Raw genomic sequence first — 23,120 nt, forward strand, 5'->3', positions numbered from 1 at the left:
CCGATGCTGATGTTGCCCGCTGTCCTGACCCACGCCCAGGTGGGCGCCACCTTGCGTTTGTTCCGTGAGACGCTGGACCGCGCGGCGGCCGCAGGCTCTGGCGAGGCCGCCATGCTGACCGTGGACGGCTCCACCCTGGAGCAATTCGACTCCAGCGCCTTGGCGGTGCTGCTGGAATGCCAGCGCATGGCCCGGGCCAAGGGCAGGGCGTTTGCGGTGCAATCGCTGCCCAAGAAGCTGCAAGAGCTGGCGCGGCTTTATGGGGTTGATGGGTTGCTGCAATCAGTTTGATTGCAGACCAGGGATCAGCACTCCTCCTCGGCCCAGGCAAACCCGTCGCGCGCCACCAGGGCGCTGGCGGCTGGTGGACCCCAGGTGCCTGCGGCGTAGGGGCGCAGCCCATTCGGATTGGCGGCCCAGGCATCCAGGATGGGCTCGACCCACCGCCAGGCCTGTTCCTGCTCATCCGAGCGCACGAACAGGTTCAATCGGCCTGCCAGGGCGTCCAGCAGCATGCGCTCGTAAGCGCCAACGCGGTCGGTCGGGAAGGCCTTGTCAAAGTCCAGGTCCAGCGACACTGGTGACAGGGCCTCGTGCTCGGCACCAGACACGCTGCCTTTGGCCGCCAGCAATTGCAGCTCCAGGCCGTCTTCGGGCTGCAGCTTGATCACCAGCTTGTTGGCCGAGGTGGGGCCCGGGAAAATGGAGTGCGGCGTGGGCTTGAAGTTGACCACGATCTCGGCTTGCCTCTGCGCCAGCCGCTTGCCGGTGCGCAGGTAGAAAGGCACCCCCGCCCAACGCCAGTTCTGGATTTCGCAGCGCAAGGCCACGAAGGTCTCGGTGTGGCTGCCCGGCGGCACCTTGCTTTCTTCAAGGTAGCCGATGGCGGCGTGGCCCTCCACATTGCCAGCCCGGTACTGGCCGCGCACCACATCCCGCGCCACCGAGATCGCGTCGAACGGTTTCAGCGAACGCAGCACCTTGAGTTTCTCGTCGCGGATGGCGTCGGCGTGCGCGGTGGAGGGCGGCTCCATCGCGATCATGGTCAGCAACTGCAGCGCGTGGTTCTGGATCATGTCGCGCAGGGCGCCGGTGCGGTCGTAGAAGTCGCCCCGCGTGCCCACGCCGATGCCTTCGGCCAGGGTGATCTGGATGTTGGCGATGCACTCGCGCCGCCAAAGTGGCTCGAACAACACATTGCCGAAGCGCAGTGCCATCAGGTTCTGCACCGCGGGCTTGCCGAGGTAATGGTCGATGCGAAGAGCCTGCTGTTCTGAGAACACCGAGCGCACCACGCGGTTGATTTCCTGGGCGCTGGCCAGGTCGTGGCCCAAGGGCTTTTCAAGCACCACGCGCACACGCTCATGGTTCAGGCCGCAAGCCCCGAGTTGCTCGCAGATGGAGGGGAAGAGGTGCGGGCTGGTGGCGAGGTAGAAGACCACGGTGTCGGCGCCGCGGGTGTCCAGCCATTCCTTCAGCCGCTGGTAGTCGGTGGGCTGCGACAAGTCCATGCGCAGATAGTGGATCAGCGCGGAGAAGCGGGCGAACTCCTCTTCGCTGGGCCGCTTGGCGCTCTCGGCCTCTTGCAGCCGATCCTTCAGCCAGGTGCGGTAGCCAGCGTCGTCCCGGTCATCGCGTGCCACGGCCAGGATGCGGCCGTGGGCGGGCAGCTTGCCATGCCGCCAGGCCTGGAACAGCGCGGGCATCAGCTTGCGCCAGGTCAGATCGCCGGTACCACCAAAAAAAACAAGGTCAAAGGACATGACTCGGAGGGATGTTAAAAAGGTGGAAAATCAAACCCACGATAAAACAATTTGAGAGCAAGAGCTCACTTCATGGCTTCCCAACTCGATCAGCTCAAGCAATTCACCACAGTCGTGGCCGATACCGGTGACTTCAAACAGTTGTCACAGTTCACGCCGCAGGATGCCACGACCAACCCCTCGCTCATCTTGAAGGCGGTGCAAAAGCCCGACTATGCGCCTTTGTTGGCCGACACCGTGGCCGCGCACCGGGGCGAGGCCCTCGATGCCATCGTGGACCAGGTGCTGGTGCGTTTCGGTCTGGAGATCCTCAAGGTCGTGCCGGGTCGCGTCTCCACCGAGGTCGATGCCCGCCTGAGCTTTGACACCCCGGGCACCTTGGCACGGGCCCGCCGCATCATTGGTTTGTACGAGGCTGCGGGGATCAACCGTGGCCGCGTGCTGATCAAGATCGCCTCGACTTGGGAAGGCATTCAGGCCGCCCGCGAACTGGAGCGTGAGGGCATCCATTGCAACCTGACCTTGTTGTTCTCGTTCTGCCAGGCCCAGGCCTGTGGCGACGCGGGCGTGCAGCTGATCTCACCCTTCGTGGGCCGCATCTACGATTGGTACAAGAAAAACGCGGGCAGCGCCTGGGACGAGGCCGCCAACGCGGGCCTGAATGACCCTGGTGTGAAGTCGGTGACGCGCATCCACGCGTACTACAAGCAGCAGGGCATCCGCACCGAGGTGATGGGCGCCAGCTTCCGCAACGTGGGCCAGATCCTGGCCCTGGCAGGCTGTGATCTGCTCACCATCAGCCCCGAGTTGCTGGCCCAGTTGCAGGCCGCTGATGCGTCCAGCCAGCCGGTGCACAGGCAGTTGGGTGGGGCCGATGTTGGCGGCATTGCGCCGGTGCCGCCATTGACCGAAGCGGCCTTCCGCTACGCCTTGAACGACGACGCCATGGGCACCGAAAAGCTGGCCGAAGGCATCCGTTCGTTTGCCGTTGACTCGGCCAAGCTGGACGCGCTCATCGAAGCGCAGCGTTGATGGCCGAGGTGGTGGGCATGACATTTCCGCGCTGTGATCAAACGGTGGCTTGGCAAGCCTTGAAAGGGCATTTCGAGGCCCACGGTCGCGATCTGGATTTGCGCGTTCTGTTCGCCCAGGATCCTCAGCGCGCCGAACGGTTTGCTTTCGAAGCCGCCGGTGTTTTCGTGGATGCCGCGCGCGCGCATTGGGATGTCGCCACCACCCGCCATCTGCTGGACCTGGCCCGCGAATGCGGCATCGAGGCCCGGCGCGATGCCTTGCTGGCGGGCGAGCCCATCAACCAGACCGAAGGGCGCGAAGTCCTGCACACGGCCTTGCGGGCGCCGCGTGGCCAGGCGCCTCACAGCGACCTGGTGCACGAGACCCTGGACCAGATGCTGGCTTATGTGGAGGGCATCCGGGCCACGGCAGGCGGCTTGGCCAGCGGTGACATCCACGATGTCGTCAACATCGGCATCGGGGGCTCCGACCTGGGGCCGCAGATGGTGGTGCCCGCGCTGGATCCCTTCGTGCATCCGAGCTTGAATTTCCATTTCGTGTCCAACGTCGATGGCCACGATCTGGCGGCGGTGCTGCGCCGTGTGCGGCCCGAGCACACGCTGTTCATCATCGCCTCCAAAACCTTCACCACCCAGGAGACCATGGCCAACGCGCAAGCCGCTCGCCAGTGGTTCCTGGACCAGGGCGGGCAGGACATTGCCCGCCACTTCGTGGCAACCACCACCAATGTGGAAGGGGCGGCCGCTTTTGGCATCACCACCACCTTCGGCTTCTGGGATTGGGTGGGTGGGCGATTCTCGATGTGGTCGTCGATCGGCTTGCCCATCGCCTTGGCGCTGGGGCGTGATCATTTCAAGGCCTTGCTGGCGGGCGCCCATGCCATGGACCAGCACTTCGCGCAGGCACCGCTTGAATCCAACCTGCCGGTGTGGCTGGGCCTGCTGGACGTCTGGTACCGCAACTTCAAGGGCTACACCAGCCATGGCATCGCGCCCTATCACCATGGCCTGAGGCGCTTGCCCGCTTACCTGCAGCAGTTGCTGATGGAGAGCAATGGCAAGAGCGTGGACCACGATGGCCAGCCTTTGCCTTACGCCACCAGCGACGTGGTGTGGGGCGAGCCAGGCACCAATGGCCAGCATGCCTTCTTCCAGATGCTGCACCAGGGCTCCGATGTCATCCCGCTGGAGTTCATTTTGGTCAGGCAAGCCACGCACCGCGATGCGGCCCAGTGGTCGCCCGCGCTGCAGGCCCTGATGGCGCAGCAGCACCAGGTTTTGCTGAGCAATGGCCTGGCCCAAGCGCAGGCCTTGATGTGGGGCAAGACCCGGCAGGAGGCCGCGCAGGAAACCGTGCCCACGGCGGCGTCCAGCGGCCTGGCGGTTGATGTGCTGGCGCGGCACCGCACCTTCGCGGGCAACCGCCCCAGCCTGATGCTGGTGCTGGACCAACTCACGCCCGAATCCCTGGGGGCCCTGGTGGCGCTTTACGAGCACCGCACCTTTGTGAGCGGGGCCTTGTGGGGCATCAACTCCTTTGACCAATGGGGCGTGGAGTTGGGCAAGGCGCTGAGCAAGGACTTGCTTCCCCGATTGGCCACAGGCGATGTCTCTGGCCTGGATGCCGCCACGGCGGCCCTCATCGGGCGCCTTCGATGAAGGACTTGCCGTGCGAGGCGGTGGTGTTCGACTTGGGAGGCGTGGTCTTCAACTGGAGCCCGCCTGATCTGATCTTGTCGTTGTGGCCGCACCTGGCCACCACACGCGACCAGGCGCAGGCCCTGGCCTTGAGCATCTTCCAGTCGTTCACGCCCGGCAGCGACTGGACGGAATTTGACCGGGGCACTTTGCAGCGGCCCGAGATTGAACAAAGGCTGGCCCAGCGCACTGGGTTGGCTCACCAAGATCTGCACCGCTTGCTGGATGCCATCCCTATTCACCTGGCGCCCATCGCCGCCACGGTGCGTTGGATCGAACGCCTGGCCGGGGTTGGCACGCGACTGCATTACCTGTCGAACATGCCGAGCCCCTATGCCGACTACCTGTTGCGCGAACATGCTTTCATGAAGCACTTTCGTGGGGGCGTGTTTTCATGCGAGGTGGGGCAGATCAAGCCCGAGGCGGCCATCTTTGCCACGGCGGCAAAGCAGTTCGGGCTGGCGCCTGGGCGCTGCGTGTTCATCGATGACCACGCGGGCAATGTGGCTGCCGCCCAGCAACTGGGATGGAAGGCAGTTCAGTTCGTGGAGGCGGGCCAATGCGAGCGCGAGTTGATCGAGCTGGGCGCCTTGCCCAGCCCTGATCAAGCGCCTTGATCGGTCAGGCGGTTTCGGCTTCGCTCAAAGCCTTGCGCATCTTCTTCATCGCGGCCACTTCGATTTGACGAATGCGCTCGGCGCTGACGCCGTAGTTGGCGGCCAAATCATGCAGCGTCATGCCGCCCGAGCCATTGTCATTCACCTTCAGCCAGCGTTCTTCAACGATGCGGCGGCTGCGGTCGTCCAATTGGTTCAGGGCGTGCGTGATGCCGTCGCTGGCCAGCCAGTCGCGGTGATGAGCCTCGATGACGCGCGTGGGCTCATGGGCATCGTCCGACAAATAAGCCATGGGAGCAGCAGGGCCCTCATAGTCGTCGTCGGCCGGAGCTTCGAGCGCCACATCGCCACCCGACATGCGGGTTTCCATCTCGATGACGTCTTCGGGACGCACATCAAGGTCATGCGCCACGCGCTGGATTTCTGATTCGCTGAACCCCATGCGGCCCACGTGGGCGTCGTCGGCGTCACCCTTGTACTGGTGCTTGAGCGAGCGCAGGTTGAAGAACAGCTTGCGCTGAGCTTTGGTGGTGGCCACCTTGACCATGCGCCAGTTCTTCAGGATGTACTCGTGGATCTCGGCCTTGATCCAGTGCATGGCATAGCTCACCAGGCGCACGCCCTGGTCGGGGTCGAATCGCTTGACGGCCTTCATCAGGCCGACATTGCCTTCCTGGATCAGGTCGCCCTGGGGCAGGCCGTAGCCCACGTACTGGCGCGAAATCGACACCACCAGACGAAGGTGGGACAGCACCAGGCGTCCTGCGGCTTGAACATCGCCTTCCGAACGGAGCTTGCGCGCCAGATCCTGCTCTTCTTCCACCTTGAGCATGGGAATGTCTTGCACGGCGCGGATGTAGGCATCCAGGTTGCCCAGCGAGGGAACCAGGGTCCAGGGATCACGGGTGGTCAAGGCGGTAGCGGCAGTCATCGTTGGCGTCCTTTCGGAATCATCCTTTACTGTGAATGGAAATATTAGCACTCTATTGCTTTGAGTGCTAAACCCTGAAAAGTTCCCCTGAAGGGGCTTTCAAAAAGTTTCAATGCGCGCAAACGCCAGGGCCGATTCAGCGGCAGAGTTTGCTATCTTGGGCGCCCTGCAAGGAGAGTTCCCCATGTCCGAAGAGCGGATGCTTGAACACGCGCGGCCCGAGCTGGCCGAGGCGCGTGAAGACCTTCAAAAATTCACCATGCGGGAATCGGTGGTGCGGTTCTACGCGCGCCACGAAGCGCGTTTGCACGATGCCGTTCAGGCCTCGCCCCAGGCTTTGGCCTGCGAGGCCGGGTGCAGCTACTGCTGCCGCCAGTTCGAGGTGGTGGCGCACCCCTTTGAGGTGTTCGAGGTCCAGTCCTACGTTTCCAAGCATTTCACGGCAGCGCAGTTGCGTGGCGTGATCGAGCGCGCCACCCACAACGTGAATCAGCGCAAGGCCGCGTCCGAAGAGGCCCGGCTCACCTTGCGGCCGACCTGCCCTTTCCTGGTCGATCACAGCTGTTCTGTCTACGCGGCCCGCCCCTCGGTGTGCCGCAATTACCATTCGACGGACAAGGACAACTGCCAGAAATCGTTCGAGGATCCCTTCAGCACTTGGCCCAACACCTACGCTGACGAGGTCTTCCACACGGCCATGGGCAGTGCGGCAGGCTTCAAAAAGGCGGTGGAGGAGCTGGGGCTGGACACCCGCACCTACCATTTGTCCTCGGCCTTCCTGGAGGCCATGCGAAGCCCTGACAGCGCCAAGCGCTTCAAAAGCGGGAAGCGGGCCTTCCTGAAGGCGACGACCTCGAACTTTGAGGACGGAGCCGCCTCGTAGCTGGCAGGGGTTGGCGCTTGGCAGGCGGCATGATTTACTGTATAAATAAACAGTATCATGCTACCCGACGATCGCCTCCTCGCCACGCCCTTCAAAGGGCGGGGCACCGCCACCCGCATCCTGCACCGCTTTCACCAAGAGGGGCGTGAGCGGGTTGACGACGGCTGGCCTATTGATGCGGATGATGCCGATGCAGAGGCGCCGACCGTGCAAACCCAGGTCACCCACGAGCAGGCCAAAACGATCCTGACGCGCAATGACTCGCCCGACCTGCCTTTCGCCTGGTCCATCAACCCCTACCGGGGCTGCGAGCATGGCTGCATCTACTGCTATGCCCGGCCCACCCACAGTTACCTGAACCTGTCGCCAGGCCTGGATTTTGAAACCCGCCTGGTGGCCAAGGTCAACGCGGCCGATTGCCTGCGGCGCGAGTTGGCCAAGGCGAGTTACCAGCCCAGCGCCATCAACCTGGGCTCGGCCACCGATTGTTATCAGCCGGTGGAGCGCGAGCTGGGCATCACCCGGTCCGTGTTGGAGGTGCTGACCGAGTGCGAGCACCCTTTCTCGATCGTGACCAAGTCCAGCGGGGTCGAGCGGGATTTGGACCTGATTGGCCTGGCGGCTCGGCGCCAGCAGGCTTTGGTCCTGGTCAGCATCACCACGCTCGATCCGGTGTTGTGCCGCAAGCTGGAACCGCGGGCAGCCGCGCCGCATCGCCGTTTGCTGACCGTCAAGCGCCTGGCCGAGGCGGGGGTGCCGGTCGGGGTCAACGTGGCGCCCATCATCCCCTTCCTGAACGAACCCGAGATCGAGCAAGTGATCAAGGCTGCGGCCGAGGCAGGGGCCGGGTCCATCCACTACACCGTGGTCCGCCTGCCCTGGGAGGTGAACCCCTTGTTCCAGGAATGGCTGCAGCACCACGTGCCCGAGCGCGCTGATCGCATCATGGCGCGCATCCGCGACCTGCGGGGTGGCAAGGACTACGACGCCAACTTTGCCCACCGCATGCGGGGCCATGGCCTGTGGGCCGAACTGATCGCGCAAAGGGTGAGCAAGGCGGCGGCGCGGTATGGCTTGTCGCGTCGGCCTGTGGTGGCCTTGGACACCAGCCGATTCCAACGCCCGCAGGCCCCGCCAAGCCAGTCCTCGTCTCAGCAGGGCAGCTTGTTCTGAGCAGTGGCATGGACGGGCGGGTTATAAAGATCGCTACCGTCACTTCATCGAGCACGCCATGGGCAGCAACGGCAAAGGCAAGGACAAGGGGAAAGACAAAGCCCCCGAGTCGGGCGATCGTCTGGGCAAGCAGGAATACAGCGATCTGCTGGCGCCTCTGCAGGTCGAGCTCAACAACCTGGCGCGGTGGGTGCAGCACCATCAAAAGCGGGTGCTGATCTTGTTCGAGGGCCGGGACACGGCGGGCAAGGGCGGCGTCATCAACGCCATCAGCGAGACCCTCAACCCGCGCATGTGCCATGTGGTGGCCTTGAGCAAACCCACCGAGACCGAGCAGGCGCAGTGGTACTTTCAGCGCCATGTGGCGCATTTGCCGGCGGGTGGCAACATCGTGCTGATGGACCGCAGTTGGTACAACCGCGCCGGGGTCGAAAAGGTGATGGGCTACAGCAGCGATGAGCAGGTTCAGCGCTTCCTGAAGCAGGCCCCCGTGTTTGAAAAGCTGCTGGTGGACGATGGCATTCTGCTGTTCAAGTACTGGCTCACGGTGGACCAGGCAGAGCAGGAGCAGCGCATGGCCGAGCGCCTGAATGACCCGCTCAAACGCTGGAAGCTGTCGCCCATCGACCTGGAGGCGCGCCTGAAGTACCAGGAGTATGGCCAAGCCCGAGACGCCATGCTGGAGGCCTCTCACACCAAACATGCGCCCTGGACGCTGGTTGACTTCAATGACCAACGCCGCGGGCGATTGACTTTGATCCGACACCTGCTGGACCAGTTGCCCGACTGCAAGGTGCCCGAGGCCGAACTGGCATTTCCGCCTTTGCCTGGCCAACCGGCAAAAGAGGTGTTTGGCGGGCCGGTCAAGCCCATTCCCTCGGTCAAGACGGCTTAGGCAAACAGGAGCTGGCCCACCAGCGCGTGGTCGTTGGTGGTGCGAACCCGACCGTAGGCTTCTTCCGCCTCCGGGTAGTGCCGCCTCAGAAAATTGAGCCACTGCTTGATCCGGCCTGCACGGTGCCGGGGTTCGACGCGGGGCTGGATGAGTTTCCAGAACTCCGACATCAAGGGCAGCAGTTCAGCCCATGCGATGCCCGCGTGCCCCGGCATGGCAATGCTGAGCGCCAATCCCGGATTGACCACCATGCCGCGCCCCAGCATCAGGTCCTGGCAGCCGGAGGCCTGCTGGCAACGGCGGGCATCGTCCACGTTCCAGATCTCGCCATTGGCCACCACGGGGATGTTCACGGCCAGTCGGATTTCGTTCACGCGGTCCCAGTAGGCGGGCGGGCGGTAGGCATCGGCCCGGGTGCGGGCGTGCACCACCAGCTCTTCGGCGCCGCCGCTGGCCAGGGCCTGCGCGCATTCCACCGCCATGGAATCGTCGAGATAGCCCAGGCGCATCTTGGCCGACACGGGCATGTCGGCCGGCACGGCGCGGCGCACGGCGGACACGATGGCGTTCAACAACTCAGGGTCGACCAGCAAGGCCGCGCCGCCGCCGTGGCGGTTGACCACCTTGGCCGGGCAGCCGAAGTTCAGGTCGATGCCCGCCGGGCCCAGGGTGGCCAGCCTGGCGGCGTTTTCGGCCATGCAGCTGGGGTCGGAGCCCAGCAATTGCGCGCGCACCGGCACGCCGGCGTGCGTGCGGCCGCCATTGAGCAGTTCCGGCACGATGCGGGTGAAAACGCGCTCGGGCAGCAACTGGTCGGTGATGCGGATGAACTCGGACACGCAGCGGTCGATGCCGCCCACGCGGGTCAGGATGTCGCGCAGCGGGAAATCCAGGAGGCCTTCCATGGGCGCGAGCAGGATGGTCATGAAAAATTCAGGGAGGGAGGAGCCGGGGCGTAGTGTACGGAGCTTGGCCCGGCGTGTCTCGCGTGCGAGACTGAGACTCTACCGAGATGGAGTCATCCTTTGAGCACTTTGCTGAGCCATCCGCCCCTGCGCCGCCTGGACCAACTGCCCGGTCCACGCCCCTTGCCCGTCGTGGGCAATGCCTTGCAGCTCAAGCGGCCACGCATCCACCTGGATTTTGAGCAGTGGGCGCGCGAGTACGGGCCCACCTTCCTGGTGCGCCTCGGGCCCACGCCGGTGCTGGTGCTGACCGACCACGAGGCCATCAATGCCGTGATGAAAGACCGCCCTGATGGCTTCAGGCGGCCGGCCAGTCTGGAGCGGGTGGTGAAGGAGTTGGGCGGCGCGCAAGGCTTGTTCAGCGCCGAGGGGCAGGATTGGCACCACCAGCGGCGCATGGTGATGGCGGCGTTTTCGCCCACCCATGTGCGGGCCTATTTTCCAGCCTTGATGAAGGTGGCTCAGCGCCTGAATGGGCGTTGGCAGAAAGCCGCGCAGCAAGGGCAGGCGATTGACCTGCAAGGCGATTTGATGCGCTTCACCGTGGATGCCATTTCCGGCCTGGCATTTGGCGTGGACATGAACACGTTGGAGTCGGATGAAGAGATCATCCAGCGGCACCTGGACAAGATCTTCCCGGCCTTGTTCAAACGGCTCAACGCCTTGTTGCCGTATTGGCGTTACGTCAAGTTGCCGTCGGACCACGACCTGGACCGCAGCTTGAAAACGGTGAGAGATGCGATCAACGGCTTCATCGAGCAGGCGCGCGAGCGCATGCGCCAGGAGCCCACCCGCCGTGAGCAGCCCACCAACCTGATCGAGGCGCTGATCGTGGCCGCCGACCAGCCCGACAGCGGTGTGAATGACCAGGTCGTGGCGGGCAATGTGTTCACCATGCTGCTGGCGGGCGAAGACACCACCGCCAACACCCTGGCCTGGCTGATCCACCTGCTGCACCGCCACCCGGCCGCCTTGCAAAGGGCGCAAGACGAGGTGCGGCGCGTGGTCGGTGATGAGCTGTCGGCCTTCCACATGGACCAGGTGGGCGACCTGCCCTACGTGGACGCGTGCATCCAGGAAACCATGCGCCTCAAGCCAGTCGCGCCCTTTCGGGTGCAGCAAGCCTTGCGCGACACCGTGGTGGGCGATGTGCTGGTGCCCAGAGACGCGTTGGTGTGGTGCATCTCACGCCACGATGCGCTGAACGATCAACACTTCCAGAATGGCGCGGCGTTCATGCCAGAACGCTGGCTGGCCGAAGGCACGGCCAAAAAGGTCTCGACCCCCTTTGGTAGCGGCCCCCGCGTGTGCCCGGGCCGTTACCTGGCCATGGTCGAGATGAAGGTGGCCATGGTCACGTTGCTGAGCCAGTTCGACATCGTCACTGTGGACACGCCGCAAGGCGGCGAGGCGCAGGAGCTGATGTCCTTCACCATGACGCCCGTGGGCCTGAGCATGCGCCTGAAATCCCGCCTCAGTTGACGTCAAGCAGTTGCTCGCGCAACTCGCGGGGGGCCAGGGGGCCCATCACCGGACGCAGGGACACATCCCACAGCAGTTCATTGTCGTGGGCTGGCCCCATGGATTGACCATTGAGCGAAGCAGCGATGCCCTCTCCGGGGATCCAGTCGATCAGCACCACATCGCCTTTGCGCAGCATGTCGATCTTGGCGTAGCCGGCGGCGATGGACTCGACTTCGGTGGTGAGCGCCTGGGCTTCGCTTTCGGAGGCACTGGCCGCGAAGTCATTCAGGAACTGTCGGGCGATCAGGAATCCCTTCACGTCGCGGAGCATGACCAGGTGGACACGCTTGGGCCCGGCCAGCTTCACCACCTCGTCCAGCGTGTGGCGCTTTTCGGTCAGGTACAAGGCGCAGGTGTTGGTCTTGAAGAAACCGCGCTTTTGAATCGACGCGCCGTTGAGCACCAGCTTGGCGCCCGCCACCTGGGCGGTGTCGTCGATGGTGATGCCTTCCAGCTCGCGAGGCGGCTCGGCCTGGGCTGCATGGGCCAGCACCAGCAGGCATGAGAGCACCACGTGCCGCCACCAGCGTTCCTTGTTCACAGCGGTGCTCCTGTTTCTTTTCAACGCAGACCATTCGCCATGATCATCGCAGCATGGCTGATTTGTGTAACACCGGTTTTCCCCCTCTTCACTTCCCGGATAAAACGCCGATACCCAAGGCTGAGCACCACTTCCAGGCCTTTCCATGACGACCACCGATCTGGCGCCGACGCGCACCTTGGCCATCCAGCAAGAGCTGGATCAGGCCAGGGCGAAAGGGCCACTGCAGCACATCGTCATTCCGCCTTGTCCGGAATTGCTGACGCGTTTGCAAAAAGCCATGGCGGCGGGCGAGCCTGACCTGAATGAAGTGGCCCGCATCGCTTCCAGCGATGTGGCCATGTCGGCCACGCTGCTGCGCTCGGCCAATGGGCCGCTGTACGCCAGTGGCCAGCCGGTGCAAAGCATTGGCCAGGCCATGAATCGACTGGGCTTGACCGACACGGCCGCGATCCTGACCGGCTTCCTGGCGCAAAACGCCATCCGCATCACCAGCCCGCAGCTGCAGGGGTTTTGGGAGCGTGCCACCAAGCGTGCGCTGGCCATGGCCTTCATCGCCAAGCGCTTGCCGGGCATGTCACCCGACTTGGCCTACACCTATGGCCTGTTCTGCCACGTGGGCCTGCCGGTGATGATGCAAAGCGTGAAGGGCTATGTGGGCACCATGGTGGAAGCCCAGGCCCGCGTCGATCGCTCTTACGTGGCCACTGAAAATGCCAACCACCGCACCGACCACGCCGTGGTGGGGGCGCTGGTGGCCCGGGTGTGGCGCCTGTCGCCCAGCCTGATGGCTGCCATTCGTCTGCACCACGACCTCGCGGCGCTGGGCGACCGCTTCACCGAGCCCGAGGTGCATACCCTGGTGGCGGCCGGTTTGCTGGCCGATCACCTCTTGCGCCTGCAGGAAGGTTTGCCACCCGAAAAGGAATGGACCGTCTACGGGGCCAAGGCGCTGGCGTGGCTCCAGATCTCGGCCGATGAACTCGCCGTCTGGGAAGACGAGGTCATGGAGATGCTGGAGATCGGTTGATCTTCAGCCGATGGCCCGCGTCAGCCGGATCGTCTCGATCTTCACGCCGCCGATGTCCACCGTCTTGGCGGTGTTCAGCTCGCGCTTGAAACCGGCCACATCGTGGAAGTTCAGGGCGCGTTCGTTGCGCAAGGGCAGCCACAGCGACACGTGGGTGCAGCCTTCGTCTTCCAGGCCATCGCGGGCGGCGTCCCACAGGGCCAGGCCGGCACCGGTGGCCCACAGGTCAGGCCGGACGTAGATCTGCCAGATTTCGCCCATGGTGGAGGGGGTCTTGGGGTCGCGCGAGCGGTCGTAACCGACAAAGCCGACCACCTGGTCGCCCTCGGTGGCCACCTGGATCTGCGGTTCGCCCATTTCGATGGCCTCGCGCCAGTAGCCCTGGCGCTTGGTGGCGAACAGGGTGCTCAGCAGCTCGTCAGGCACCAGGTCCTTGTAGGAGGCCTGCACAGCGGCGGCGTAGATGTCGGCAATGGCCATGGCATCGCGGGGAATGGCGGAGCGAACCTGATATCGGGACATGACAGATGGGGTGTTGTTGGACGGATAAGTTCTGGACGAGGATTGTCGTCGCATCCGGGCGGCGCACAATGCTCACCATGAAAATCCCCAAAAGACTGGAACCGCTGATTGAAGATGGCTTGATCGACGGGGTGGTGCGCCAGCTGATGAGTGGCAAAGAGGCCATGGTCTTCGTGGTGCGCTGCGGCGACGACATCCGCTGCGCCAAGGTCTACAAAGAGGCCAACAAGCGCAGTTTTCGCCAGGCGGTGGATTACACCGAGAACCGCAAGACCAAGAACAGCCGCCAGGCGCGCGCCATGGCCAAAGGTACGCGCTATGGCCGCCAGGCGCAAGAGGCGGCGTGGCAAAACGCCGAAGTCGACGCCCTGTACCGGCTGGCCGGTGCCGGTGTGCGCGTGCCCAAGCCCTACAACTTCCACGAAGGCGTTTTGCTGATGGAGTTGGTGACGGGGGCCGATGGCGACGCCGCGCCCCGCCTCAACGACCTGTCCTTCGAGCCCGAACTGGCCCGCCAGTACCACCAGACCTTGATCATGGAAGTGGTGCGCATGCTGTGCGCGGGCGTGGTCCACGGCGACTTGTCGGAGTTCAACATCCTGGTGGGCGCTGATGGCCCGGTCATCATCGACCTGCCCCAGGCGGTGGACGCTGCTGGCAACAACCACGCGCCCGGCATGCTGGAGCGCGATGTGGCCAATCTGCGGCAGTACTTCGGGCAATACGCGCCCGAGTTGCTGACCACCGACTACGGCCGCGAAATCTGGGCCCTGTACGAAGCCGGGGCCCTGAACCCTGAGGTGAAACTCACCGGCCAGTTCGCCAGAAGCGAAAAAGCCGTCGACCTGGACAGCGTGCTGCGCGAGATCGACGACGCCAAGGACGAAGAAGCCGCCCGCAGGCTGCGACTTCAAACGCCTGCTCAGTAGCCTGTTCAGTAAGGGCAGTTGTCCTTGTAGGTGGAGATCAGCGTGCCGCCCAAGTCAGCCTGGTGGGGCGCGCCGCACAGGAAGGGGCTGTAGCGGGTGTCGCCGTCCACAAAGCGCTTCAGCCACGAGATGCTGTACTTGCCAACCATGGTCTTGGTGGCCGGGACGGCCGTGCCATTGGTGCAGAAGTGGCCGGCGTCCTTCATTTCCATCAGCGCCCTGTTCAGCGTGGGCGTGAGGCTGGCGTAGAACTTGTTGGCGTGGTCTGCCACCGGGGCGATGATGTCGCCGTCGCAGGACACGATCAGCGTCGGCACGGTCACACGGCTGTAGTCCTTGTTGGTTTCCCACGGCGCCAGCGGGATGGCCGCCTTCAGCGTGGGGTTGTCGCGGGCCGCGTTGAGCGAGCCGCCGCCGCCCATGGAGTGGCCCATGACCGCCAGGCGCGAAGGATCGACCTTGCCAGCGAAGGGGCTGGTCGGGGTGGCGCTGAGGGCGGAGACCTGTTTGAGGGCCGCCATCATTTGCTTGGCGCGGTTGGCCGGCACGTCAAACAGGGTGTTGGTGCCAATGGTGACGACCACGAAGCCGTGCGAGGCCAGCAGCGGGCCCAGCCAGTTGATGGCCCACTCGCCCTCAACGAAGCCGGGGGTGACCGAGACCAGGCCATAGGCGCTGCCAGTGGTGGGGTAATAGACCGTGCCGGAGCCGTAGCCGCTGGGCGTGGCCACCTTGACGTTGGCCACGGCCAGGGGCCCGACTTTTTCGAGGCTGGCCTCGGTGGGGTCTGGGCCGGTTTGCTGCGCTTGAGCAGCCATCGACAGGGCCAGGGCGCTGACGCCCAATGACACCTGCAGCAGGCGCGAGAATTTGGATGGGGTGGTGTGGTTCATGCCGCCGAACATACCGGCGATGTTGTCCAAATTCGATTGGTGTATTTACCGATCAGCGTTAAATCCTGTATCAATCAGCCGGCGCGCAAACTGTCGTGCAAGGCCACGAAATCCTGGGTCAGCTTGTGGCGCGGATCCAGGTGGATCATGGGCGTGGCCTGCTGGTGCGATTCGCGGATGCGCACCGACGCGCTCAGGTAGGGCTGCAGCACGGGCAGGCCTTCGTCGATCAGCTCCTGCACCAGCTTTTGCGGCAGGTTGGCGCGTGGCTGGAACTGGTTGACCACGATGCCATCGACTTTCAGGTCGCTGTTGTGGTCTGCCTGGATCTCTTGCACGTTTTCCAGCAAGGCGTACAGCGCCCGGCGCGAGAAATCATCGCAGTCAAAAGGGATCAGGCAGCCCTGCGCGGCGATCAGGGCCGAGCGCGTGTAGAAGTTCAAGGCGGGCGGGGTGTCGATGTAGACGCGGTCGTAGGCTTCGTCCAGCTCAGCCAGGGCGTCGCGCAGCTTGTAGATCTTGTGGCGCGATTCGAGCTTGCTTTGCAGCTCTTCCAGCTCGGGGCTGGAGGGCATCAGGTCCAGGTTGTCCCATTGGGTGGCCACCACGAAATCCGCGGTGTTCTTGGGGCGGGCGCTGAACTTCAGGGTCTGGTCGAAAAACTCGGCCAGGTTGGCGGTGCCCTCTTCGATCGAATCGCCCATCAGGTAGTGCGTGGAGTTGCCTTGGGGGTCCAGGTCGACCACGAGCGTGCGCAGCCCCTGGCTTGCGCTGATGGCGGCCAGGTTGCAAGTGATGGTGGATTTGCCGACGCCACCTTTTTGGTTGAACACAACGTAGCGCATGGTCCGGTCCCTTCTGCTGATGAATGCGCATTGTGCACTGCAACAATGCACATTCTGGTGACGCGGGCGGCGCGATTTCAGGCAGAGTGGGCATTGATCCAACCACCCCATGAATGACATGACGCAGAGCTGCCCCAAGTGCCACCATGTTCGCCAGCCCGGAGCTCCGGCCCCCGATTGGCAATGCCCCGCTTGCGGCGTGGCTTACGCCAAGGCCTCCGAAGGCTTGAGGCCCCAGCCCGTGCGCACCGATGTGTTCGTGGCCCGGCAGCAGAGCCAGTTCGCGTGGGGCAAATGGGTGGCGGCGGCGGTGCTGGCCTATGGGGCGTGGATGGGGTGGCAGGTGTCGGCCAAGCACCGCGCAGAGGGCGGCGCCACCGAGCAGTCTTCCTCAGGCGATGTGCAGGCTTTGGCGGCCTCGGTCAAGTCGGGCGATGTGATCATTTACACCACCACCACCTGCCCTTATTGCGCGCAAGCCAAAGGCTGGCTGACCCAGAATGGGTTCACCTTCACCGAATGCGACGCGCAAACCAGCATGGATTGCGAACGCAAGCTGCAGGAGCTGGGCGGCGTGGGCGTGCCCTTCCTGATGGTCAAGGGCAAACCGATGAAAAACGGCTTTGACTCGGATGAGTTCCTGGCCTTGCTGAAGTCTTAGCCTTCAGCGCGGTTTCTTGCGCCCAATGGCTTTGTGCGCCATGCCACCCCCCACGCTTTTCACCGAGCGGGTGGGCGATGCGCTGGCACCGGTTTCGCGCGGGGGCAGGCCGGTGTGCTGCGTCAGGATGCGGCCCTTGGTCACGGGCGAGGTTTTGATCGCGCCCGTGGGCGTGGAGTTCTTGCGGCGCGCGGTCTGGTAGCTGCCATCAATCACCGGCTGGTAGGTCGGGATCAGGTGGTGCTTGCCATTGCCGATCAGGTCGGCGCGGCCCATGGCCTTCAAAGCCTCGCGCAGCAAAGGCCAGTTGTTGGCATCGTGGTAGCGCAAGAAGGCCTTGTGCAAGCGGCGGCGGCGGTCGCCGCGCACGATGTCCACGGTCTCGCTGTCGCGCGTGATCTTGCGCAAGGGGTTGCGGCCGGTGTGGTACATCGCCGTGGCGGTGGCCATGGGCGAAGGGTAGAAGGTCTGCACCTGGTCGGCCTTGAAGCCATTGCGCTTGAGCCAGATGGCCAGGTTCATCATGTCCTCGTCGCTGGTGCCCGGGTGGGCGGCGATGAAGTAGGGGATGAGGTATTGCTTCTTGCCGGCTTCTTCGCTGAATTTTTCGAACAGCTGCTTGAAGCGGTCGTAGCTGCCGATGCCCGGCTTCATCATCTTGGTCAGCGGGCCTTGCTCGGTGTGCTCGGGCGCGATCTTGAGGTAGCCGCCCACGTGGTGGGTGACCAGCTCCTTGATGTACTCGGGCGACTTGATGGCCAGGTCATAGCGCAATCCTGAGCTGATCAAGATTTTTTTCACGCCCTTCAAGGCCCGCGCGCGGCGGTACATTTTAATGAGCGGGCCGTGGTCGGTGTTCAGGTTGGGGCACACATCGGGGTACACGCAAGATGGCTTGCGGCAGGCGGCTTCGATCTCGGGTGATTTGCAGCCGATGCGGTACATGTTGGCCGTGGGGCCACCCAGGTCGGAGATGACGCCGGTGAAGCCTTTCACGCTGTCGCGGATGGCTTCGATTTCCTTGATGACCGAGTCTTCACTGCGGCTCTGGATGATGCGGCCTTCGTGCTCGGTGATCGAGCAGAAGGTGCATCCGCCAAAGCAGCCGCGCATGATGTTGACGCTGAAGCGGATCATCTCCCACGAGGGGATCTTGGTGGCGCCATCATGGCTGCCGTTCTCGTCGGCATAGGCCGGGTGGGGCGAGCGCGCGTATTGCAGATCGAAGGTGAAGTCCATCTCGGCGGTGGTGAGCGGGATGGGCGGCGGGTTGATCCACACGTCGCGGTGGCCGTGGGCCTGCACCAGGGCGCGCGCGTTGCCAGGATTGGTTTCCAAATGCAGCACGCGGTTGGCGTGGGCGTAGAGCACCTGGTCGCTCTTGACCTGTTCGTAAGACGGCAGGCGGATCACGGTGCGGTCGCGCGGCGGCATGTTGATCTTGCCGGTGGGCTTGACCACGCTCAAGGGGTTGCGCACGAAGGCGATGGGCTTGACGCCGCTGCCCATGGCGGCGGCCATGCCGTTGCCATCGACCAGAGCCGCGGCAGGCGCGGGCGGGCCATCGGCCTTGGCGGCGTCTTCCTTGGCGCAGGTCGTGCCTTGGGCTTCGGCCTGTTCTGAGGTCGTCTGGTAGGGGTTGATGTGCTCGTCCACGCGGCCCGGCATGTCGACTTCGGACGAGTCCAGCTCGAACCAGCCGGCGGCGGTGGGGTCGTTGGTGCGGCGCATGAAGGCGGTGCCGCGCACGTCGGTGATCTGCTCGATGGGCTCGCGCGCGGCCAGGCGGTGGGCGATCTCGACGATGGCGCGCTCGGCGTTGCCGTAGAGCAGCAGGTCGGCCTTGGCATCGGCCAGGATGGAGCGGCGGACCTTGTCCTGCCAGTAGTCGTAGTGGGCGATGCGGCGCAGCGAGCCTTCGATGCCACCCATGATGATCGGCACGTCGTTGTAGGCTTCCTTGCAGCGCTGCGCATAGACCAGCGAGGCGCGGTCGGGGCGGCTGCCGCCTTGGCCGCCGGGTGTGTACACGTCGTCGCTGCGGATCTTGCGGTCGGCGGTGTAGCGGTTGATCATCGAGTCCATGTTCCCGGCGGTGACGCCATAGAACAGATTGGGCTTGCCCAGCACCTTGAAAGGGTCGGCGCTCTGCCAGTCGGGCTGCGCGATGATGCCGACGCGAAAGCCCTGTGCCTCCAGCATGCGGCCGATCACGGCCATGCCGAAGCTGGGGTGGTCCACGTAGGCATCGCCCGTGACGATGATGATGTCGCAGCTGTCCCAGCCCAGGGCGGTCATCTCGTCCCGGCTCATGGGCAGGAATTTGGCCGTGCCAAAGCGCTTGGCCCAGTACGGACGGTAGCCGTTCAGGGTCTTTTCAGCTTTGGGGATGGTGATCGGCGAGGCGGTGGCGGACATGGGCAGGCGGCGGGACAACGGAGGGGCAACCCTCTATTGTCCACTTTCGGGGCAAATCCATGGCCCTATTTTGAGTAGGGTGGTTGCCCGGCGCCCGCCGTCAGGGTGTGCGGGGCGTGTTTTTGTGGGCCTCGATCAGGGCTTGCAGCAGCTCGACCGTGGGCTGGGTGGACAGTTGGTTGGCGATGGCCTTGATGTCATCCACCGGCAGGTCCCACCACCTCAGTTGGCTCAGCAATTCACAAATTTCGGGTTCGAACCTGAATCTCACGTGCTTGGCCGGGTTGCCGCCGACGATGGCGTAGGGCTCGACGTCCTTGATCACGACGGCGTGGGCGCCGATGACGGCGCCATCACCGATGGTCACGCCCGACATGATGGTGCTGTGGTGTCCGATCCAGACATCGTTGCCGATGATCACGTCGCCCTTGGTGGCGGGGTGGCCCTTGATGTGCATGCCGCCCAGTTGCTCCTGGAACACGTGCCCGAAGGGAAAGGTGGTGATCCAGTCGGTGCGGTGGTTGCCACCCAGGAAGACGGTGATGTTGGAGGCGATGGAGCAGAAGCTGCCCATGCTGAACGAGGCCCCTTCGCCCCATTCGTGGATGGACAGGTAGTGCGTGCCGTAGTTGAACCGCCCGTAGGAGATCTTGCTGTTCCCGATCACACCGTAGCGGGGCAGGCTGGGGTCAATGGCGGTCATGGTGGGGGGTGTCCTGTTCTCGCGGGATGGCAGCTTTATACACGGGGGCGCAGGGGCTCACAGCTCGTTCAGGAAGCGCACCTTCACCTTCTTGCCTTTGACCTTGCCGGCCGACAGCTTGCTGACCGCCTGGCGGGCAATGCTGCGCTCCACCGCCACATAGGTGTGGAAGTCGGTCACGTTGATCTTGCCGATCTGCGCGCCGCTGAAGCCCGCCTCGCCGGTCAGGGCGCCCAGCACGTCGCCGGGGCGGATTTTTTCCTTGCGGCCGCCCAGGATCTGCAGGGTGATCATCGGGGGCAGCAAGGGATCGCTGCTGGCGGGCGTCAGTTCGCTGACCGGGTGCCATTCGGATTGCTTGCCCTGCGCCACCTCGATGTTGCCGACGCGGCCCATCTCGTTCATCGTGGCCAGGTTGAGGGCCCAGCCGTTTTGATCAGCGCGGCCGGTGCGGCCGATGCGGTGCACGTGGATCTCGGTGTCGGGCGTGATGTCCACGTTGATGACAGCTTCCAGCTGCGCGATGTCCAGGCCGCGCGCGGCCACGTCGGTGGCCACCAAAACCGAGCAACTGCGGTTGGCGAACTGGATCAGCACCTGGTCGCGGTCGCGCTGTTCCAGGTCACCATGCAGGGCCAGGGCTTCGATGCCTTGGGCCTTGAGCACATCGACCAGGTCGCGGCATTGCTGTTTGGTGTTGCAAAAGGCCAGGGTGCTGACGGGGCGGTAGTGCAGCAGCAGCAGTGCCACGGTGTGCAGGCGCTCGGTCTCGGTGATTTCGTACCAGCGCTGGCGGATCTTGCTGTCGTCGTGCTGCTGGGTCAGCTTCACTTCTTGCGGGTTGCGCAAGAACTGGGCGCTGAGCTTGGCGATGCCTTCGGGGTAGGTGGCTGAGAACAGCAGTGTTTGCCGGTCTTTGGGGCACTGCTTGGCCACCTTCACGATGTCGTCGAAGAAGCCCATGTCCAGCATGCGGTCGGCCTCGTCCAGCACCAGGGTGTTCAGGGCTGAGAGGTTCAGCGTCTCGCGCTCCAGGTGGTCCATCAGGCGGCCGGGCGTGCCAACCACGATGTGGGCGCCATGCTCCAGGCTGTCGATCTGGCCGCGCATGGGCGTGCCACCGCACAGGCTCAGAATCTTGACGTTGTCCTCGAAGCGGGCCAGGCGGCGGATCTCTTGCGTGACCTGGTCCGCCAGTTCGCGCGTGGGGCACAGCACCATGGCCTGCACGGCGAAGTTCTTCGGGTCCAGGCGCGTCAGCAGGGCCAGGGCGAAGGCGGCGGTCTTGCCGCTGCCGGTCTTGGCCTGGGCGATCAGGTCCTTGCCCTCAAGTGCGATCGGCAGGCTGGCGGCCTGGATCGGCGTCATGGTCAGGTAGCCCAGTTGCGTCAGGTTGTCCAGCATGGCGGGGGCCAGGGGCAGGAGGCTGAAGGGCTGGTCGGCGGAGGCATTGGCGGTCGGTGTGGGGGCGTTCATGTGGCGGATTATCCGCGCCGGGCCTGTCACCCCCTAATTTGTGGCCCCTGGATTGGTTGGCAGTGGCCGCCATATGCAGCAGCATGGGGCATGACGTCATCCATCCAATCTTCGCTTGAACATCCTGGCCAGGCCGCGCACCCGGGCGCCGGCGCGCTTTTGCAATCTGCCGAGCAGGACGCCTTGCAGGCGCGCAGGCAGCAGGTGCTGGGTGAGGCGTCGGTCCATGCACAGACCGAGTTGAAGCTGCCACGGGTGGGTCTGGCTTTGTCGGGGGGTGGCGTGCGCAGCGCCACCTTTGCCTTGGGCCTGATGCGTGGCCTGGCCCAGAACCAGCGGGGCGGCGCCGGTGGCGTGCCCGCTGATGAGCGCACGCTGGATGCGGATGGCCTGCTGGGGCGCGTCGATTACCTGTCCACGGTCTCGGGTGGGGGCTACATCGGTGGCATGTTCGGGCGCCTGGTGTCCAGCTTTGGCATCGCGCGGGCGCAGGCCTTGATGGCCGACGCGTCCTCGCCGGTGCTGGAATGGCTGCGGCGCAATGGGCGCTACCTGTCCACCTCGGGCTCGCGCGATTGGGGCACGGCAGTGGTCACCTACCTTCGTGCTGTGCTGGCCATCCACGCCGAGTTCATGGTGGCTTGCATGCTGGTCGGCCTGATCGTGGTGGCGCCGCACTTGTTGCAGCACAGCACCCAGCTGCTGGATCCCAAAGGCTGGGCCTTCTGGCGCACGCCCTGGTGGGTGCTGGCCCTGGCCGGGTGGTTGCTCACCGCGCCGGGCTTGATCTCGGGCTACTGGGCGGCGCGTGACACGGCCAACCCGGGGGCCAAGTCGGCGGGGCCCAGCGTGGGCGATGTGCTGTTCCTGCTGGGCTGCGCCTTGGGGACCTGGGTGTTGGTTCGATGGTCGATCGCGGCGCAGTTGCTCGATCCCTGCCACGACGGCCTCACGGCCACCAGCGCGGCCGTGCTGGCTTTGCTGTCCATCACGGTGGGGCAATCGCTGGCGCAAGGCTGGTTGTTCTTCAGTGGTGATCCCCACGCCCTGGCCGTGGCCCGTTTGCGCAATGCGCTCACCCGGGCTTTGCGCATGGTCACGCTGGCATCGTGTGCGGTCGCTGGTTTGGGTGCGCTGGATGTGCTGAGCTGGTGGTTGCTGGAAGAGCTTCAATCCCAGGCGGGCAATGAGAACTACCTGTGGCGCGGCGTGGGTTTTGGCGGCTTGGTGGCTTTGGGTCTGCGCACCATGGTGCAGCCGCTGCAGCAGATGGCGGCGGAAGCTGGCGGGCGCGCGCGCGAATGGTTGCCGCGCCTGATCAACGTGGGCAGCCTGGCAGGGCTGTTGGTGCTGGTGCTGGGCTGGCTGGTTTTGCTGCAGTGGTTCATCTTCGCGCCCGACACCTTCGCGCCGCTGATCAACACGCCTTCGTGGATGCGGGCGGCGCTGGTGGCCTTGGTGTGGTTCACCTGGGTGGCGCTCACGGCGGGCAACGCCCAGATGCCCAACACCTCGTCGCTGCACAGCTTCTACCGGGCGCGCCTGACCCGCGCTTACCTGGCCGTGGGCAATCCCCGGCGGGGGCTGGATGGGGGGGCGCCTGGCCGGGCCGACGTCAC

At 64.5% G+C, this 23,120-nt stretch carries 21 protein-coding genes and 1 pseudogene; 12 read left to right on the plus strand and 10 right to left on the minus strand.

Translation table 11 applies throughout. The annotated features are described in order from the left end of the window. The first annotated feature begins 3 nt into the window (after positions 1-3). A complete protein-coding gene (locus tag Q7V20_RS11245; RefSeq protein WP_304790708.1) occupies positions 4-291 on the plus strand; it encodes a lipid asymmetry maintenance protein MlaB in 288 nt (95 codons plus the stop codon). 14 nt (positions 292-305) lie between these two features. Here Q7V20_RS11245 and zwf read toward each other — a convergent pair whose 3' ends face one another. Beyond that, complete coding sequence (gene zwf, locus Q7V20_RS11250) at positions 306-1,763, minus strand: glucose-6-phosphate dehydrogenase (protein WP_304790710.1); 1,458 nt, start codon at positions 1,761-1,763, stop codon at positions 306-308. A gap of 72 nt (positions 1,764-1,835) precedes the next feature. Here zwf and tal point away from each other — a divergent pair, with 72 nt between their 5' ends. From tal to Q7V20_RS11265, 3 genes are read left to right on the plus strand one after another with little or no spacing between them, the layout of a single operon-like run. Continuing rightward, positions 1,836-2,795, plus strand: a complete 960-nt coding sequence (gene tal, locus Q7V20_RS11255) for a transaldolase (RefSeq protein WP_304790713.1) — start codon at positions 1,836-1,838, stop codon at positions 2,793-2,795. A gap of 17 nt (positions 2,796-2,812) precedes the next feature. Then, a complete protein-coding gene (pgi, locus tag Q7V20_RS11260) occupies positions 2,813-4,456 on the plus strand; it encodes a glucose-6-phosphate isomerase (protein ID WP_304790716.1) in 1,644 nt (547 codons plus the stop codon). Further along, entirely contained in the window at positions 4,453-5,112 is a 660-nt protein-coding gene (locus Q7V20_RS11265; RefSeq protein WP_304790719.1) for an HAD family phosphatase, read from the plus strand. Before pgi ends, Q7V20_RS11265 begins: the two co-directional genes overlap by 4 nt. A gap of 4 nt (positions 5,113-5,116) precedes the next feature. Here Q7V20_RS11265 and rpoH read toward each other — a convergent pair whose 3' ends face one another. After that, positions 5,117-6,043 carry an RNA polymerase sigma factor RpoH gene (gene rpoH / locus Q7V20_RS11270; RefSeq protein WP_304790721.1) on the minus strand — a complete coding sequence of 309 codons (927 nt, stop codon included), beginning with the start codon at positions 6,041-6,043 and terminating at the stop codon, positions 5,117-5,119. A 184-nt stretch (positions 6,044-6,227) separates the two neighbouring features. Between rpoH and Q7V20_RS11275 the strand changes: the two genes are divergently transcribed. From Q7V20_RS11275 to ppk2, 3 genes are read left to right on the plus strand one after another with little or no spacing between them, the layout of a single operon-like run. Further along, on the plus strand, positions 6,228-6,926 hold the full coding sequence (locus tag Q7V20_RS11275; RefSeq protein ID WP_304790724.1) for a YkgJ family cysteine cluster protein: 699 nt from the start codon (positions 6,228-6,230) through the stop codon (positions 6,924-6,926). A 57-nt stretch (positions 6,927-6,983) separates the two neighbouring features. Then, positions 6,984-8,099, plus strand: coding sequence for a PA0069 family radical SAM protein (locus tag Q7V20_RS11280; RefSeq protein ID WP_304790726.1), 1,116 nt, complete (start codon positions 6,984-6,986; stop codon positions 8,097-8,099). Positions 8,100-8,157: 58 nt separating this feature from the next. After that, positions 8,158-8,994 carry a polyphosphate kinase 2 gene (gene ppk2, locus Q7V20_RS11285; RefSeq protein WP_304790728.1) on the plus strand — a complete coding sequence of 279 codons (837 nt, stop codon included), beginning with the start codon at positions 8,158-8,160 and terminating at the stop codon, positions 8,992-8,994. Here the strand turns inward: ppk2 and Q7V20_RS11290 are convergent. Then, positions 8,991-9,920 carry a tRNA-dihydrouridine synthase gene (locus tag Q7V20_RS11290; RefSeq protein ID WP_304790731.1) on the minus strand — a complete coding sequence of 310 codons (930 nt, stop codon included), beginning with the start codon at positions 9,918-9,920 and terminating at the stop codon, positions 8,991-8,993. The genes ppk2 and Q7V20_RS11290 overlap by 4 nt on opposite strands. Positions 9,921-10,019: 99 nt before the next feature. On the opposite strand from Q7V20_RS11290, the gene Q7V20_RS11295 reads away from it, so the two are divergent. Then, positions 10,020-11,441 (plus strand): cytochrome P450, encoded by a 1,422-nt coding sequence (locus tag Q7V20_RS11295; RefSeq protein WP_304790733.1) that lies wholly within the window; start codon positions 10,020-10,022, stop codon positions 11,439-11,441. On the opposite strand, the gene Q7V20_RS11300 is transcribed toward Q7V20_RS11295, so the two are convergent. Next, positions 11,434-12,024 (minus strand): chalcone isomerase family protein, encoded by a 591-nt coding sequence (locus Q7V20_RS11300; protein WP_304790736.1) that lies wholly within the window; start codon positions 12,022-12,024, stop codon positions 11,434-11,436. The genes Q7V20_RS11295 and Q7V20_RS11300 overlap by 8 nt on opposite strands. A gap of 145 nt (positions 12,025-12,169) precedes the next feature. On the opposite strand from Q7V20_RS11300, the gene Q7V20_RS11305 reads away from it, so the two are divergent. After that, positions 12,170-13,054: an HDOD domain-containing protein gene (locus Q7V20_RS11305; RefSeq protein ID WP_304790739.1), complete on the plus strand. Its 885-nt coding sequence runs from the start codon at positions 12,170-12,172 to the stop codon at positions 13,052-13,054. A 3-nt stretch (positions 13,055-13,057) separates the two neighbouring features. On the opposite strand, the gene Q7V20_RS11310 is transcribed toward Q7V20_RS11305, so the two are convergent. Beyond that, positions 13,058-13,576 carry a GNAT family N-acetyltransferase gene (locus Q7V20_RS11310; protein ID WP_304790742.1) on the minus strand — a complete coding sequence of 173 codons (519 nt, stop codon included), beginning with the start codon at positions 13,574-13,576 and terminating at the stop codon, positions 13,058-13,060. 77 nt (positions 13,577-13,653) lie between these two features. Between Q7V20_RS11310 and Q7V20_RS11315 the strand changes: the two genes are divergently transcribed. Further along, complete coding sequence (locus Q7V20_RS11315) at positions 13,654-14,505, plus strand: PA4780 family RIO1-like protein kinase (RefSeq protein ID WP_304790745.1); 852 nt, start codon at positions 13,654-13,656, stop codon at positions 14,503-14,505. A 5-nt stretch (positions 14,506-14,510) separates the two neighbouring features. Here the strand turns inward: Q7V20_RS11315 and Q7V20_RS11320 are convergent, their stop codons facing one another. Both Q7V20_RS11320 and Q7V20_RS11325 read right to left on the minus strand, forming a co-directional pair. After that, positions 14,511-15,398 carry an alpha/beta hydrolase gene (locus Q7V20_RS11320; RefSeq protein ID WP_304790748.1) on the minus strand — a complete coding sequence of 296 codons (888 nt, stop codon included), beginning with the start codon at positions 15,396-15,398 and terminating at the stop codon, positions 14,511-14,513. Positions 15,399-15,472: 74 nt separating this feature from the next. After that, a complete protein-coding gene (locus tag Q7V20_RS11325) occupies positions 15,473-16,243 on the minus strand; it encodes a ParA family protein (RefSeq protein ID WP_304790750.1) in 771 nt (256 codons plus the stop codon). A gap of 109 nt (positions 16,244-16,352) precedes the next feature. On the opposite strand from Q7V20_RS11325, the gene Q7V20_RS11330 reads away from it, so the two are divergent. Continuing rightward, positions 16,353-16,904, plus strand: coding sequence for a glutaredoxin family protein (locus tag Q7V20_RS11330; RefSeq protein WP_304790753.1), 552 nt, complete (start codon positions 16,353-16,355; stop codon positions 16,902-16,904). 3 nt (positions 16,905-16,907) lie between these two features. On the opposite strand, the gene Q7V20_RS11335 is transcribed toward Q7V20_RS11330, so the two are convergent. The 3 genes from Q7V20_RS11335 to dbpA form a co-directional block, all read right to left on the minus strand. Then, positions 16,908-19,322: a YgiQ family radical SAM protein gene (locus Q7V20_RS11335; protein WP_304790756.1), complete on the minus strand. Its 2,415-nt coding sequence runs from the start codon at positions 19,320-19,322 to the stop codon at positions 16,908-16,910. A 100-nt stretch (positions 19,323-19,422) separates the two neighbouring features. Further along, positions 19,423-20,025, minus strand: a complete 603-nt coding sequence (locus tag Q7V20_RS11340) for a CatB-related O-acetyltransferase (protein ID WP_304790759.1) — start codon at positions 20,023-20,025, stop codon at positions 19,423-19,425. 57 nt (positions 20,026-20,082) lie between these two features. Next, complete coding sequence (gene dbpA, locus Q7V20_RS11345) at positions 20,083-21,501, minus strand: ATP-dependent RNA helicase DbpA (RefSeq protein ID WP_304790762.1); 1,419 nt, start codon at positions 21,499-21,501, stop codon at positions 20,083-20,085. Between the two features lie 90 nt (positions 21,502-21,591). On the opposite strand from dbpA, the pseudogene Q7V20_RS11350 reads away from it, so the two are divergent. After that, positions 21,592-23,120 (plus strand): annotated as a pseudogene (locus Q7V20_RS11350) (hypothetical protein); the annotation flags it as partial.

Origin of the sequence: Aquabacterium sp. (assembly GCF_030652515.1) — a bacterium.
In the GTDB taxonomy this organism is placed as follows: domain Bacteria; phylum Pseudomonadota; class Gammaproteobacteria; order Burkholderiales; family Burkholderiaceae_C; genus Aquabacterium.